Genomic DNA, 12,580 nt, shown 5'->3' with positions numbered 1-12,580 from the left:
ATTGGTCAGCAGCGAAGGCTCGTGGTAAAAGCCGCCCGTCCGGAGTTTTGGCGATGAACAAATTCACACCTGCAAAGCCTGCCGGCGCGCGCAGCGTCGACGAGATCACCGGCAGCCGGCGGCTGCGGCGCATGCGCAAGGCCGATTGGTCGCGCCGCCTTGTCCAGGAGAACCGGCTCTCGGTCGACGATCTGATCTGGCCGATCTTCGTCGTCGACGGCAGACAAGTGCGCGAACCGATCGCCGCCATGCCCGGCGTGTTCCGCCTGTCGCTCGACCTCGCCGTCAAGGAGGCTGAGCGCGCGGCCAAGCTTGGCATTCCGGCGATCGCCACTTTCCCCAATGTGGAGCTCGGCCTGCGCGATCAGACCGGTTCGCACATCCTCGATCCCGAAAACATCATCAACCGCGCCACCCGCGCCATCAAGCGGGCGGTGCCGGAGATCGGCATCATCACCGACGCGGCGCTGGATCCGTTCACCTCGCATGGCCATGACGGCATCTTGCGCGAGGGCATTATCGTCAATGATGAAACGGTGGAGCAGGTGTCGGCGGCGGCCGTCATTCAGGCGGCGGCGGGGGCCGACATCATTGCCCCCTCGGACATGATGGACGGCCGGATCGGTGCCATCCGCGATGCGCTCGACGCCAATGGATTTCAGGATGTAGCGATCATGTCCTATGCGACCAAGTTCGCATCCGCCTTTTACGGCCCCTATCGTGAGGCGGTCGGCACCGCCGGCCTGCTCAAGGGCGACAAGAAGACCTATTACATCGACCACGCCAATTCCGACGAAGCGGTGCGCGAGGCCGAGCAGGATCTAGCCGAAGGCGCCGACATGCTGATGGTCAAGCCCGGCCTGCCCTATCTCGACATCATCCGCCGGCTGAAGGACGAGTTGCAGATGCCGACCTTCGCCTATCAGGTCTCGGGCGAATATTCGATGATCAAGGCCGCCGCCGCCAATGGCTGGATCGACGGCGACAAGGCGATGCTGGAATCGCTGCTCGCGTTCAAGCGCGCCGGCTGCGACGGGATTCTCACCTACTTTGCGCCCGAAGTAGCGGCGATGCTGAAGGGGAGGTGATCGCATCGTTTTGGGACTTTGGTGCATGGGATGGGGCCTGTCGTAAACCTTCGGGATTGGCCGAATCCTCCCTCCCCCTCGTCATCCCGGGGCGAGCAGGAGCGAAGCTCCGTCGCGGAGACCCCAGGATCCATGCCGTGACCTGGCGGCAGTGCTCCGGCGGATCGAAAACCGAACGCAACCATCCGGTTCTCCGAAAAAGTTCGAACCATTCCGGATTGGTCTTCTTGATCTCCGTTCGCGTGGTTCGTCGTTCTGGGCCGCTGTGTTCTTCGGCCGATGTCACGGCATGGATCCTAGGGTCTGCGCCGCGTCGCTTCGCTCCTTGCTTCGCCCCAGGATGACGACGGGATGGTTGGTTATGGCCAATCGCCAGCGTTGGGAGATTGGCGGTTGTGGCCCAGCCGTTCATCGCTAGCCGGCGATCCAAAAACACCGCTTGCAAAATGCAATCAGTTAAGCTAACCCGATAACTGCTTGCATGTCACAATTGGTTATCGAGGAGGCTCTCATGTCCAAACTTCGCGTCAGCGCTTTCACCCTGTCGATCGACGGCTTCGGCGCCGGTCCCGACCAAGACCTGAAGAACCCGCTGGGTGTTGGCGGGGAAGCCCTGCACGGATGGATGTTTGGCACCCGCACTTTCCGCAAGATGGTCCTCGGCAAGGATGGCGGGACCACGGACACTGACGAGGCGTTCGCCGCACGCAGCTTCGAAAACGTCGGCGCATGGATCCTCGGCCGCAACATGTTTGGGCCAATCCGCGGCGAATGGCCGGATGACAGCTGGAAAGGCTGGTGGGGTGACAACCCGCCCTACCATGTGCCGGTCTTCGTGCTCACGCATCATCCGCGTGATCCGATTGTCATGGAGGGCGGCACGACCTTCTATTTCGTGACCGATGGCATCCACTCAGCGCTGCAAAAGGCGAAAGCAGCGGCTGACGGCAAGGACATAAGGCTCGGCGGCGGCGTCGCAACGATCCGGCAATATCTCCAGGAAAAGCTCATCGACGAATTGCATCTGGCGATCTCACCGGTCCTGCTGGGCGCCGGCGAGAACCTTTTTGCCGGCATCGACATGCCCAAGCTCGGCTATCGCTGCAGCGAGCAGGTCGCGACGCCGAAAGCCACGCACGTCATCATCGAGCGTACCTAGCTTGTCGCAGGGCGCCACAGAGCAGCGCCCTCCTCGCCGCTTTAGTCAGTACTTCTCCGGCACATACAGTTCGCGCGGCAGTACCTGGCGCTTGTATTCGGGATTGAAGACGCGCTCCGGCAGTGTGATCTCTTCGTGCGGCGCCTCCTCATAAGGCATCTGCTTGAGGAGTTGGTCGATGCAGTTCAGCCGTGCCCGTTTCTTGTCGTTGCCCTCGACGATGAACCACGGGGCGCCACCCTTGCCCGCCGAGTCGCGGCCCTCGAAGACCACGACGAGCTTCTTCTTGTGATAGGCGACCCAGGACTGCAGCTTGATCAATTCGGATTGCAGCGTGATGAGATCGCGAAAATACTGCAGGCGGTCGATCGATGGCGAATGCGCATTCTTGTAGATCTTGGCGATCTCCATCGACAGCGCCGGCTCCGAGATTTCCAGCTCATAATCTTCGTCGAGCGTGTCGGCGAGTTCCGCTTCCAGCCAGTCCCTGGCCGGAGAATTCTGTTTTATCTCGGTCATTTGCGCTGCTCCGCTTACAGTCCTTGCCGGCCGCTGTCAGGCGCTCCGCCGCCCGGCCCGGCGGCCGGAAATCGAAGCGCTGAACCGATGTTAGTATAGGCCGGCAATGACGGTTTTTATTGCAGCCACCTGCTGCGCTGGCTGTGCGTTCAATCGGAAAGATGTGATCGAGCTTGCCCTGCGGAACTGGCGACAAGCGGAACGAATTATCCTACAAATGCCCGGTTCATTGAGGGCTGTCGTTTGCAACGCCCTTTCCCGATAAATCGTGAGGATACGACATGGAATACCGCACTCTCGGCCGTTCCGGGCTGAAGGTTTCGACGCTGACCATGGGCACCATGACGTTCGGTGGCGGCGGCGCGTTTTCGGCGGTCGGCAAGACCGACCTCGACGAGGCGCGCCGGATGATCGACCTTTGCATCGATGCCGGCGTCAATGTCATCGACACCGCCAACGTCTATTCGAACGGCGTGTCGGAAGAGATCATCGGCGAGGCGCTCGGAGGCAAGCGCAAGGGCGACGTGCTGATCGCCTCCAAGGCGCGCATGCGGATCGGCAAAGGCCCCAACGATGAGGGCTTGTCGCGCTACCATCTGATCCGCGAATGCGAGAGGAGCCTGAAGCGCCTCAGGACCGATGTCATCGACATCTATTTCCTGCACGAGTGGGATGGCCTGACACCGCTTGAGGAAACCATCGCCGCGCTCGACACTCTGGTCGCACAGGGTAAGGTCCGTTATGTCGGCTGCTCCAATTATTCCGGCTGGCAAGTGATGAAGGGGCTGGGGATTAGTGACCGTCATCACCAGCCGCGCTTCGTCACCCAGCAGATCCATTACACCTTGGAAGCGCGCGAGGCCGAGTATGAATTGTTGCCGATCTCGGTCGACCAAGGGCTCGGCGTGCTGGTCTGGAGCCCGCTTGCCGGCGGGTTGCTGTCCGGCAAATACCACCGTGACCAGCCGACCGCCCGCCAGCTCAGCGGATGGTCGGAACCGCCGATCCGCGACGAGGACCGGCTGTGGCGGATCGTCGACGCGCTGATCGACATTGGCAACAACCGCGGTGTGTCGGCGGCGCAGGTTGCGCTTGCCTGGCTGCTCGGCCGGCCCGCTGTCAGTTCGCTGGTGATCGGCGGACGAACCGAAGCGCATTTCAAAGACAATATCGCCGCTGCAAGCCTTGTGCTTGGCGATGAGGAGCGCACACGCCTCGACGCGGTCAGCAGGCCGCCCGTGCTCTATCCTTACTGGCACCAGCAATTCACGGCAAAGGACCGGTTCGGTCCGGCCGATCTCGTCCTCGACCGCGACGGCGCCTGAAAACAGCCTGAAGCCAGGTTCCCGGACTGCGCCGAGATATGGAGCCGATCGTGCCTTGCGGTGTTGTGTTTGCGGCCCAATGCTCCTAGGCAAAGGCCAAGCACAATGAAAGGAACCGATATGGCACGAGCACCGAACTACGGTCAGGAACGCAAGGAACGCGACCGGCAGAAGGCTGCCAAGAAGGCGGAAAAGCAGGCTGCCAAGGTCGCAGCCAAGGAGCGATCGAAGCCCGAGGGCGAGAGCGAGTCCCAAACCAAAACCGAAACGGCCGAGTGATGACGCCCGGCCTGTCAGGCGGTCCGGGCCTCGGTCAAATCCCGCTATGCCTCAGGCGGGCGCCTTGTCGCTGACGAAGACGTTCACTTCACGAGCGGCGGCAATGAAGGCCCGTCTTGCGTTCATGGCCGGCTTGTCGCCGGCCAGCGCATCATGACAGGCCTGCAGCGCTTCGCGGTGCTTGGGGCTGCGCTTGCCGGGCCAATTGTTGAGGAGGTAGTCGGAAGCCTCGCGGGCCGTACGCAAGAGCTGATTGCTTCCTGCCGCGCCCTTGACGGTCACGGGTGTGTCAAATCGGTTGTTTTCCATCGCCGCTCTTACGCCATCGGCATTTGCGAAGCGAGACCGAAAGTAGCATTCTTCGCTCATCTGCCCTTTTTCGTCATCAATGGCCGCGGATCCTCACTCAAGCGACGACGGCAAATCCCCGGGCGCGCAGGCCGCGCCGGTCGTTGCGCAGCGAGGTCACCAGCCGGTCGCGGCTGCCGATGATATGGGTTGAAAGCAGGCGGGCAGCGCTATCGGCATCGCCGGCCCGTACCGCCGACAGAATGGCATGGTGTTCGGCCCAGGCACGGCCAAGTGCTGCCTCGTCGCGAACCTCGAGCCAGCGGGCGCGCGACAGGCGTGTCATCGCGTCGCGAACCGCTCTGAACAGGAACTCGTTGCCGGACAGTCGCGCCAGCTCGATATGAAAATCCATGCCGACGCGATGCCATTCCTCGCGCGGCGTCTTGTCGTCGCAAGAATCGAGCATCGCCTCGACGATTTCGACGGCACTCCTGTCCTGCAAGATGCAAGTTATTCTGAGTGCCGCGACCTCGACCGCCTCGCGATAGACGGCAATCTGCTCGAGCTCAGCAAGATTGATAGGCGAGACCGTCCAGCCGCGGCCGTCGCGGCAGATCAGGCCTTCGGTCTCGAGCCGCAGCAATGCCGCCCTGACCGGCGTACGCGAGGCGCCGAAACGGCTTTCGACCCAGCGCTCCGTCAGCCGCTCGCCCGGACCGATCTCGAGCCCGAGGATCATCTCGCGAAGCTGCCTTTCGACGTTTTGCATCTGCGACATTGGCGTTCCGTTTGTTGGAGCCGGTTCATTGGCTCTCTGTTCACCGGCCATTTGTTGCCGATCACTTTGCAGCGGCCGCATTGACAGCGACCAGCCTTGCGTCCATGACGGATACCAATCCGGTATACCAAAATGGGATCCACAACAAGTTTTCATCCAAGCCGGCCGGAGAGGACAGGACATGCCGCAAGACGCCACCCTCGCCACGCAAGGCACGCACAACGTCCACTGGCGTCGCAATCTCGCCGTGTGTTTTGCCGGCTCGTTCAGCACGCTTGTAGCGATGACGCTGCTGTTGCCCTTCCTGCCGCTTTACGTCGAGCAGTTGGGCGCCGAGGGTCACGCGGCGATCGTCCAGTGGTCGGGCATTGCCTACGGCGCAACCTTCCTTGCTGCCGCGCTGGTCGCACCGCTGTGGGGGCGGCTAGGCGACCGCTACGGCCGCAAACTGATGCTGGTGCGTGCCAGTTTCGGCATGGCGCTGTGCATGTCGCTGACCGGCATGGTGCAGACCGTCTGGCAATTGGTGCTCCTGCGCCTGCTGATCGGCTTTGCCGGCGGCTATTCTTCGGGCTCGACCATCCTGGTTGCCATGCAGACGCCGAAGGATCGCTCCGGCTGGGCGCTGGGCGTGCTGTCGGCCGGCATAACCGCCGGTGCCCTGGTCGGTCCGCTGCTCGGCGGCGCGCTGCCGCCGCTGATTGGAATCCGCGCCACCTTCCTGCTCGCCGGCGGCGTCATTTTCCTGGCGTTTCTGGCAACCACCTTGCTGATCAGGGAGGCCCCTCGCCCGGTTGCCGTCAAGGCGGCCTCACAAGAAAACGCGAGAGGCGGCTGGTCGCAGATTCCCGACAAGCGCCCCGTCGTCGCCATGCTGGCGACCGGCATGCTGTTGAGTTTTGCCACCATGTCGATCGAGCCGATCATCACCGTCTATGTCCAACAGCTCATCGAAGATCAGAGCCAGGTCACGCTGATCTCCGGCATCGTCATGTCCGCGGCAGCGCTCGGCGCCATCCTGTCGGCGTCGCGGCTCGGCAAGCTCGCCGACCGTATCGGCCACTGGAACGTAATCGTTGCCGCACTCGCCGTCTCGGCGCTGCTCCTGATCCCGCAGGCCTTCGTTACGCAGGGCTGGCAACTCGTCGGGCTGCGTTTCCTGATGGGCCTGGCGCTTGGCGGTCTCGTGCCCTGCATCACCAGCGTCATCCGCCACAATGTGCCAGACGGCGTCGGCGGCGGTATGCTGGGCTTGTCGATCTCGGCGCAATATGTCGGCCAGGTCGCCGGACCGTTGCTCGGCGGCTTCGTCGGCGGCCATTTCGGTATGCGCTCGGTGTTTCTCGGCACATCCGTGCTGATGGCGGGCGGAGCGGCCTATAACTGGCTGGTCCAGTCACGCCGCGAACGCGCCATGCTGGCGGAAGCCGGCAAATCCTGACACGGTTCGCCGCACTATCTCAGGCGGTCGCCAGGAATCGCGGAGGCGTGGAAATGAGCATGGCTGAACAGACGGCGGGCAGTCGCATTCTGATTTTTGCCGGCGCCCTATGCGGCGGAACCGGCGTGGCTCTTTCGGCGGCGGCGGCACATCTCGGCGGCGCTTTCGTCGGTACGGCCGCATCCTTCCTGCTCATGCATGCGCCGGTCTTCCTTACCGTCGGGCTGCTCGGTGGCAATAGAATCCTGCGAACCGGAAGCCTCATCCTTCTCGTCGGGCTTCTGCTGTTCTCGGGAGATCTTTTGGCCCGCGACTTCCTTGGCTCGCGGCTGTTCCCGATGTCGGCGCCGATCGGCGGCACGTTGCTCATCGGCGGCTGGCTCGTGATGGCCGCCTCGGCGCTGGTACACCCGCGCCGCCATTGATGCGGCAACCAATGGCGGCCGCTGCTCTTTCGCCAGCCGCGCTCGATCCACGAGCTCCGTCTTGCCAGCTCAGTCTCGCGGACGTTCGGGCCGGACTTGGCCGTCGCGCTTGGGCGTCTTGACTATACGCCGTCGCTCCAGCCGTTCGGTGGCCGGCGAGATGCCCCAATAATTGCGATAGATGTCTTCGAACAGATGCTTGATCGGATGCATGGCTTAATCTCCTCTAGCTTTTTGAATCGATCCAACCCGCGGGGACAAAAATAGGCCGCCGATCAGCTCCGCTTGCGTCCTACGAGGAAACGCAGGTCGCGAATCCACGGACCGGTCCTGTCGCGCCCCTTACGGACATCCGCGCCCGAGCGGATGCTCCAGTCGTTCCGGTAAATGTCCTCGAACAGATAATTGACGGGGTGCATGGCGCTCTCCTCTTGTATCGATCCAATCTGCGGATAAAAACCGCTCTTGGATCGATTCAAGAATACGCGTCACATTATAAATGTCAAGCAGAAATTTGAATCGATCCAAGGAAGATGTTAGGTAATCGGCGATACTGTTGGACAGGAGTCCTGGAGACAAACAAATGGCATCACTCACCGAAGGCGGCAGGAGGCCCATCCGGCTGGCGGACATCGCCAAGGCCGCGGGCGTATCGCACGGCACTGCCTCCAATGTCTTCAGCCGTCCCGAAATCGTGCGCGAGGAGGTCCGCGAGCGGGTCAAGGCGGCGGCCGACGCGCTGGGCTACGCCGGCCCGGATCCCAAGGGCCGCCTGCTGCGCGCCGGCAAGGTCAATGCAATCGGCGTCGCCACAACCGAGCCGCTGTCTTATTTCTTCGACGACCCGTTTGCCCGCGTGATGATGGCCGGCATCTCGGAGGCCTGCGACGCCACCGGCGCGGGAATAGCCCTCGTGTCGGCTGGCAACGAGGAAAAACTTGCCTGGAATATCCAGAGCGCCCTCGTGGACGGCTTCATCCTGTTCTGCATCGAGGGCGGTCCGCGTCTCGTTGAGCTGACGCGCGAACGAAAGCTCCCCTTCGTCGCGCTCGAGCTCGGCTCGCAGGACGACACGGTCTCCGCGATCAGTATCGACAATGTTGCCGGCGGCCGGCTCGCGGCGCGCCATCTGGCGGAACTTGGACATCGCCGCTTCGCCGTGTTGTCGCTGGCCTTCGCCGACGACAGCACCGGTCTTGTCTCGCCCGAGCAGGTCCGGACGGCGTCCTATACCGGAACCCGTGATCGCCTCCTCGGCTATTTCGAAGAGCTTTCCCGGTTTGGTGTCGACACCACCAAAGTGCCGGTCTACGAGACCGAAAACGATAAGGCGAGCACAAGGGCTGGCCTTGAAACCATCTTCGCCTCGGCGGAACCGCCGACCGCCATCCTGGCGATGTCGGACCGGATCGCAATGGTGGCATTGGAATGGCTCAACGCACGGGGCATCGCGGTTCCCCGCGATGTTTCCGTCGTCGGCTTCGACGGCGTGCCTGAAGCCGCAACTTGCGAGCCTCCGCTCACCACCATCGCCCAGCCGATCGCCGAGATCGGCCGCCGGGCAGCGCGAAGAATCCTCGACTTCGACGGCACGGTGCGGCGAGAAACGCTCGACGTCGAACTTGTCGTCAGGGCATCGTCCGGACCACCGCCAAGTACAGGCTGACTGGGGCAGATCGGCTCCAAATCTTATCTATTGGCCGCCATGGGACCGATGCCAAAGGATGGACGAACAGGCAGCGCCTCGTTGCGGACCGGCTTGCCCTTGCCGGACCAGCCGATTGCGGACAGCCACTCCAGATAAAAGGCGAGCGCGAACTGCATGGCGATGCCGGCGGCGAGCAGCAGACTGTCATAGGCAATGCCGCCCGGGTTGATCAGCTTCATCACCTGCGCCGCCATGGCAATCACCGTGCCGGCAATGAAAACCGGCAGCGAGCGTTTGCCCAATATGGCGAGCGGATTGTCGCGGCCGGTGCGGAACAGGTTCGAGACGAAAGGCAAGGCGACGACCAGATAGCTCATCGCCAGGATGTGCAGCAGCCGCGGCAACGACAGGAACGTCTTGTCGAAACCGGTCAGCACCACCGGCAGGTCGAGCCATGACACATGCCCCCACAGCGGGCTATGCACCCAGACGAGCGCCGTCAGCACATAGGCGGCCGCCGCGCCGACCAGCCATCGATTGACCGGAATGGTGCCGCCGCGCCGCACATGCAACACGCTGGCCATGCCGATATTGAACAGCAATTGCCATGACAGCGGATTGAGGAACCAGAACCCGGGCTCCGGGTAGTTCGGCGGCGCGATCTGGTAGATTCCGGCAACCAGCCAAAGGGCTGCGGACACGGCAAGCGCGGCCAGTGGCCTGTAGCTGATGAACAGCAGGAAGGCCGGCGCCATCAACAGCAGCACCGCATAGACCGGCAGTATGTTGTTGTAACCGAGCTGATGGCCGAGCGTGACGACACCGACCAGGACTTGCGGCGGATTCCTGACGAGCGGCTCGATGTTGATCAGCGTCAGAAGGTCCGGCCGTTTCGCAAACACCGCCGCTGCGCAGAAGATGGCCATGACCACCATCGTCGTGACGATGTGGGTGACATAGAGCACGCCGGCGCGGCGCCACATCTTCAGCGTTGCGACCAACCGGTTTCCCGGCTGGAATCTGGTGCCGTAGGCAAGAGCGACGGACATGCCGGAGATCAGCACGAAGGCCTCGGCCGCATCCGAAAACCCGAAATTCTTGTAGGTCAGGGTTTCGAAAACTGTGCCCGGCACGTGGTCGATGAATATGGTCAGGAGGGCGAGTGCCCGGAACACGTCAATACGCGTATCGCGTTCCGGCGAAACTGGCATGGTCATCGATAAAAGGCCTTAAAGCTGGTTGTTCATGCGCGGTATGCGACCACCCGGGCGACCACCCGGCGCACACTGCTTCGAATCCCTCCCGCGGGGATTATATCGGCAAAGAAACGGACTGAAATGCGCCCGGTTCAATCAACTTTCGCGGAGCTTGAAAATATTCCGTTTTGAAGCCGGCAAATGAATGAAAACATCGTGAAAACAAAAGGATGCAACTATGTCCGAAAAACCTCCGGAAGATGACTTTTTGCGGCGCGACCTGCCATTTTTTTATCGCGTTTACAGGCCCGCAGCACCAACCGGAGAGTGCCTCTTTCTGCTGCATGGATCGGGTGTCGACGAGACGACTCTGGTGCCGCTGGGGCGCCAAGTCTCGCCGCACGCCACCTTGGTGGCGGTGCGTGGCCGCATCGCCCAGGAAGACGGTTTCCGCTGGTTCAGGCGGATTTCGCCGATACGATTCGAGCAGGACAGCATCCGCAAAGAGGCGGACGCTTTCGCTGACTTCATCCCCAAGGCCGCGAAACGCCACGACCTCGATCTCGCCCGAGCCTCCTTTATCGGCTACTCCAACGGCGCCAACCTGGTTTCAAGCGTGATGCTGCTTCATCCGCGGCTGATCGTCCAAGCGGCTTTGCTGCGCCCGATGCCGGTTCTGGACGAGGTGCCGCCGGCGGATCTCAGCAACGCACGGGTGGTAATCTTATCCGGCGCCGACGACCTGATTTACCGGCCCTTCGCACTCGCGCTGGTCGGACTGCTCAGCCGGCATGGCGCCAAAGTCGAGGCCCACACCGTCGCCTCCGGCCATGAAATCGGCAATCCGGACGCCGCGATCGTCAGGCGGTGGCTGGCAGATCCTGCAGCCGCCGTTGCAACGTCAGATCGATAAGCCTCGAAGCTAGCCTCGCCCCATGCGGTTCCAGGCGTCCAGCCCGGCGATCTTGTAGGCTTCGGCCAGCGTCGGATAGTTGAAGGTGTTGTTGACGAAGAAGTCGACAGTGCCACCGAGATTGATGACCGCCTGGCCAATGTGGATGAGTTCGGTCGCGCCCTCGCCGACAATATGGGCGCCGAGCAGACGGCGTGTTTCGATCGAAAACAGAAGCTTCAGAAAGCCGGTGTTGACGCCCATGATGTGGCCGCGCGAGGTCTCGCGAAACCGCGCCACGCCGACCTCATAGGCTGCACCACTCTCGCGCACCTGCTCCTCGGACTGGCCGACAGTGGAGATTTCCGGCACGGCATATATGCCATAGGGAAAGGTTTCGGGCGGCGGCGGCAACGGCACGCCGAACGCGTGGCAGGCGGCCACCCTGCCCTGCTCCATCGAAGTCGAGGCCAGGCTCGGAAAACCAATGACGTCGCCGGCGGCATAGATGTTGGGCGCGCTTGTCTGGAACGTCTGCGGATCGACCTTGATGCGGCCCCTGGGATCGGCCTCAATGCCGACCGCTTCCAAGCCCAGGCTGCCGACATTGCCGGTACGCCCTGCAGCATAAAGCACCATCTCGGAACGTATGGTGCGGCCGTCGGCCAGCATCACCTCGGCATGATCGGGTTTGGAGGCGATCTCCTTGACGGCGCTGCCCAAGCGGATGGTCATGCCGCGGTCGCGCATCTGATGGATGAAGTCGTCGACGATCTCGCGGTCGACGAAATCCAACATGGTATTGCGCGGCTCGACCAGCGTCACCGGCACGTCGAGCGCCGAAAAGATCGTCGCATATTCGACCCCGATGACGCCGGCGCCGATCACCGTCAGCGTGCGCGGCAGGCGGTCGAGTTCCAGCATCTCGTCGCTGTCGAAGATCCGTGTCTTGTCGAACGGCACGTCGCGGGGCCGGTGCGGCCGGGTGCCGACCGCGATCAGCGCATGGGCGAAGCCAACCTCGCTGTAGTCGCCGGTGTCGGTGGTCAGGCTGACCTTGTTGGGGCCGAGGAATTTTGCCGCGGCGCGCGCACTCTTGACCGTGTTGCGCATGAACTGGTGCTGCAGCACCTCGACCTCATGGTCGAGCGTCTTATGCAGGCGCTCGACCAGATCGCCAACTGAAATGTCCTGCTTGACCCGGTAGCCGCGACCGTAAAAGCCGCGCTCGCGCCAGCCTGAGAGGTTGAGCACCGTCTCGCGCAACGTTTTCGACGGGATGGTGCCGGTATGCACCGACACGCCGCCGAGGCGCCGGCCTCTGTCGACCACCAGCACCGACTTGCCGAACTTGGCCGACTGCACCGCGGCGCGGCGCCCGGATGGGCCGCTGCCGATGACCAGCATGTCGTAGTCCATGTCGCCCCGTCCCCTCGGCTTGGCGCTTTTTGTTGCGCCGCAGCAAGCTAACGCTATCCGCGCCACAAATTCAACAAGTCACAGACGGCGCCAAGTGCTCCGTCACCATCTACATGGTGG

The 12,580-nt window shown here is 62.6% G+C and carries 15 protein-coding genes; 8 read left to right on the top strand and 7 right to left on the bottom strand.

Annotated elements, in window-relative coordinates:
- Positions 1 to 53: 53 nt before the first annotated feature.
- Positions 54 to 1,088: a porphobilinogen synthase gene (gene hemB, locus NKH50_RS22250; RefSeq protein WP_352881020.1), complete on the top strand. Its 1,035-nt coding sequence runs from the start codon at positions 54 to 56 to the stop codon at positions 1,086 to 1,088.
- Positions 1,089 to 1,599: 511 nt separating this feature from the next.
- Positions 1,600 to 2,247: a dihydrofolate reductase family protein gene (locus NKH50_RS22245; RefSeq protein WP_352477155.1), complete on the top strand. Its 648-nt coding sequence runs from the start codon at positions 1,600 to 1,602 to the stop codon at positions 2,245 to 2,247.
- Between the two features lie 45 nt (positions 2,248 to 2,292).
- Here NKH50_RS22245 and NKH50_RS22240 read toward each other — a convergent pair whose 3' ends face one another.
- Complete coding sequence (locus NKH50_RS22240) at positions 2,293 to 2,766, bottom strand: polyphosphate kinase 2 family protein (protein WP_352703161.1); 474 nt, start codon at positions 2,764 to 2,766, stop codon at positions 2,293 to 2,295.
- 281 nt (positions 2,767 to 3,047) lie between these two features.
- On the opposite strand from NKH50_RS22240, the gene NKH50_RS22235 reads away from it, so the two are divergent.
- Together NKH50_RS22235 and NKH50_RS22230 are read left to right on the top strand one after the other, a co-directional pair.
- The gene (locus NKH50_RS22235; protein ID WP_352881017.1) at positions 3,048 to 4,091 is read left to right on the top strand and encodes an aldo/keto reductase; all 1,044 of its coding nucleotides are present in this window, start codon (positions 3,048 to 3,050) and stop codon (positions 4,089 to 4,091) included.
- A 120-nt stretch (positions 4,092 to 4,211) separates the two neighbouring features.
- A complete protein-coding gene (locus NKH50_RS22230; protein WP_254817539.1) occupies positions 4,212 to 4,370 on the top strand; it encodes a hypothetical protein in 159 nt (52 codons plus the stop codon).
- Between the two features lie 51 nt (positions 4,371 to 4,421).
- Here the strand turns inward: NKH50_RS22230 and NKH50_RS22225 are convergent, their stop codons facing one another.
- On the bottom strand, positions 4,422 to 4,679 hold the full coding sequence (locus tag NKH50_RS22225; RefSeq protein ID WP_023674477.1) for a DUF982 domain-containing protein: 258 nt from the start codon (positions 4,677 to 4,679) through the stop codon (positions 4,422 to 4,424).
- A gap of 97 nt (positions 4,680 to 4,776) precedes the next feature.
- Positions 4,777 to 5,439, bottom strand: coding sequence for a GntR family transcriptional regulator (locus NKH50_RS22220; protein WP_352881015.1), 663 nt, complete (start codon positions 5,437 to 5,439; stop codon positions 4,777 to 4,779).
- Between the two features lie 181 nt (positions 5,440 to 5,620).
- Between NKH50_RS22220 and NKH50_RS22215 the strand changes: the two genes are divergently transcribed.
- Both NKH50_RS22215 and NKH50_RS22210 read left to right on the top strand, forming a co-directional pair.
- Complete coding sequence (locus NKH50_RS22215; RefSeq protein WP_352881013.1) at positions 5,621 to 6,880, top strand: multidrug efflux MFS transporter; 1,260 nt, start codon at positions 5,621 to 5,623, stop codon at positions 6,878 to 6,880.
- A gap of 53 nt (positions 6,881 to 6,933) precedes the next feature.
- On the top strand, positions 6,934 to 7,305 hold the full coding sequence (locus NKH50_RS22210) for a DUF423 domain-containing protein (RefSeq protein WP_352738276.1): 372 nt from the start codon (positions 6,934 to 6,936) through the stop codon (positions 7,303 to 7,305).
- Between the two features lie 69 nt (positions 7,306 to 7,374).
- Here the strand turns inward: NKH50_RS22210 and NKH50_RS22205 are convergent, their stop codons facing one another.
- Positions 7,375 to 7,518, bottom strand: coding sequence for a hypothetical protein (locus NKH50_RS22205; RefSeq protein WP_352649953.1), 144 nt, complete (start codon positions 7,516 to 7,518; stop codon positions 7,375 to 7,377).
- Positions 7,519 to 7,580: 62 nt separating this feature from the next.
- The gene (locus tag NKH50_RS22200) at positions 7,581 to 7,724 is read right to left on the bottom strand and encodes a hypothetical protein (RefSeq protein ID WP_352506522.1); all 144 of its coding nucleotides are present in this window, start codon (positions 7,722 to 7,724) and stop codon (positions 7,581 to 7,583) included.
- 164 nt (positions 7,725 to 7,888) lie between these two features.
- Here NKH50_RS22200 and NKH50_RS22195 point away from each other — a divergent pair, with 164 nt between their 5' ends.
- Positions 7,889 to 8,971 (top strand): LacI family DNA-binding transcriptional regulator, encoded by a 1,083-nt coding sequence (locus NKH50_RS22195; protein WP_352506523.1) that lies wholly within the window; start codon positions 7,889 to 7,891, stop codon positions 8,969 to 8,971.
- Between the two features lie 23 nt (positions 8,972 to 8,994).
- Here NKH50_RS22195 and NKH50_RS22190 read toward each other — a convergent pair whose 3' ends face one another.
- Complete coding sequence (locus NKH50_RS22190; protein WP_352506524.1) at positions 8,995 to 10,170, bottom strand: OpgC family protein; 1,176 nt, start codon at positions 10,168 to 10,170, stop codon at positions 8,995 to 8,997.
- A gap of 217 nt (positions 10,171 to 10,387) precedes the next feature.
- On the opposite strand from NKH50_RS22190, the gene NKH50_RS22185 reads away from it, so the two are divergent.
- Positions 10,388 to 11,062 carry an alpha/beta hydrolase gene (locus NKH50_RS22185; protein ID WP_352689395.1) on the top strand — a complete coding sequence of 225 codons (675 nt, stop codon included), beginning with the start codon at positions 10,388 to 10,390 and terminating at the stop codon, positions 11,060 to 11,062.
- 9 nt (positions 11,063 to 11,071) lie between these two features.
- On the opposite strand, the gene sthA is transcribed toward NKH50_RS22185, so the two are convergent.
- Entirely contained in the window at positions 11,072 to 12,460 is a 1,389-nt protein-coding gene (gene sthA, locus NKH50_RS22180; protein ID WP_352881010.1) for a Si-specific NAD(P)(+) transhydrogenase, read from the bottom strand.
- Positions 12,461 to 12,580: the final 120 nt, after the last annotated feature.

Source organism: Mesorhizobium sp. M1027 (assembly GCF_040318745.1).
In the GTDB taxonomy this organism is placed as follows: Bacteria; Pseudomonadota; Alphaproteobacteria; order Rhizobiales; family Rhizobiaceae; genus Mesorhizobium.
Note: the sequence above shows the minus strand (reverse complement) of the source record. Positions and strands in the feature narration are given on the sequence as shown.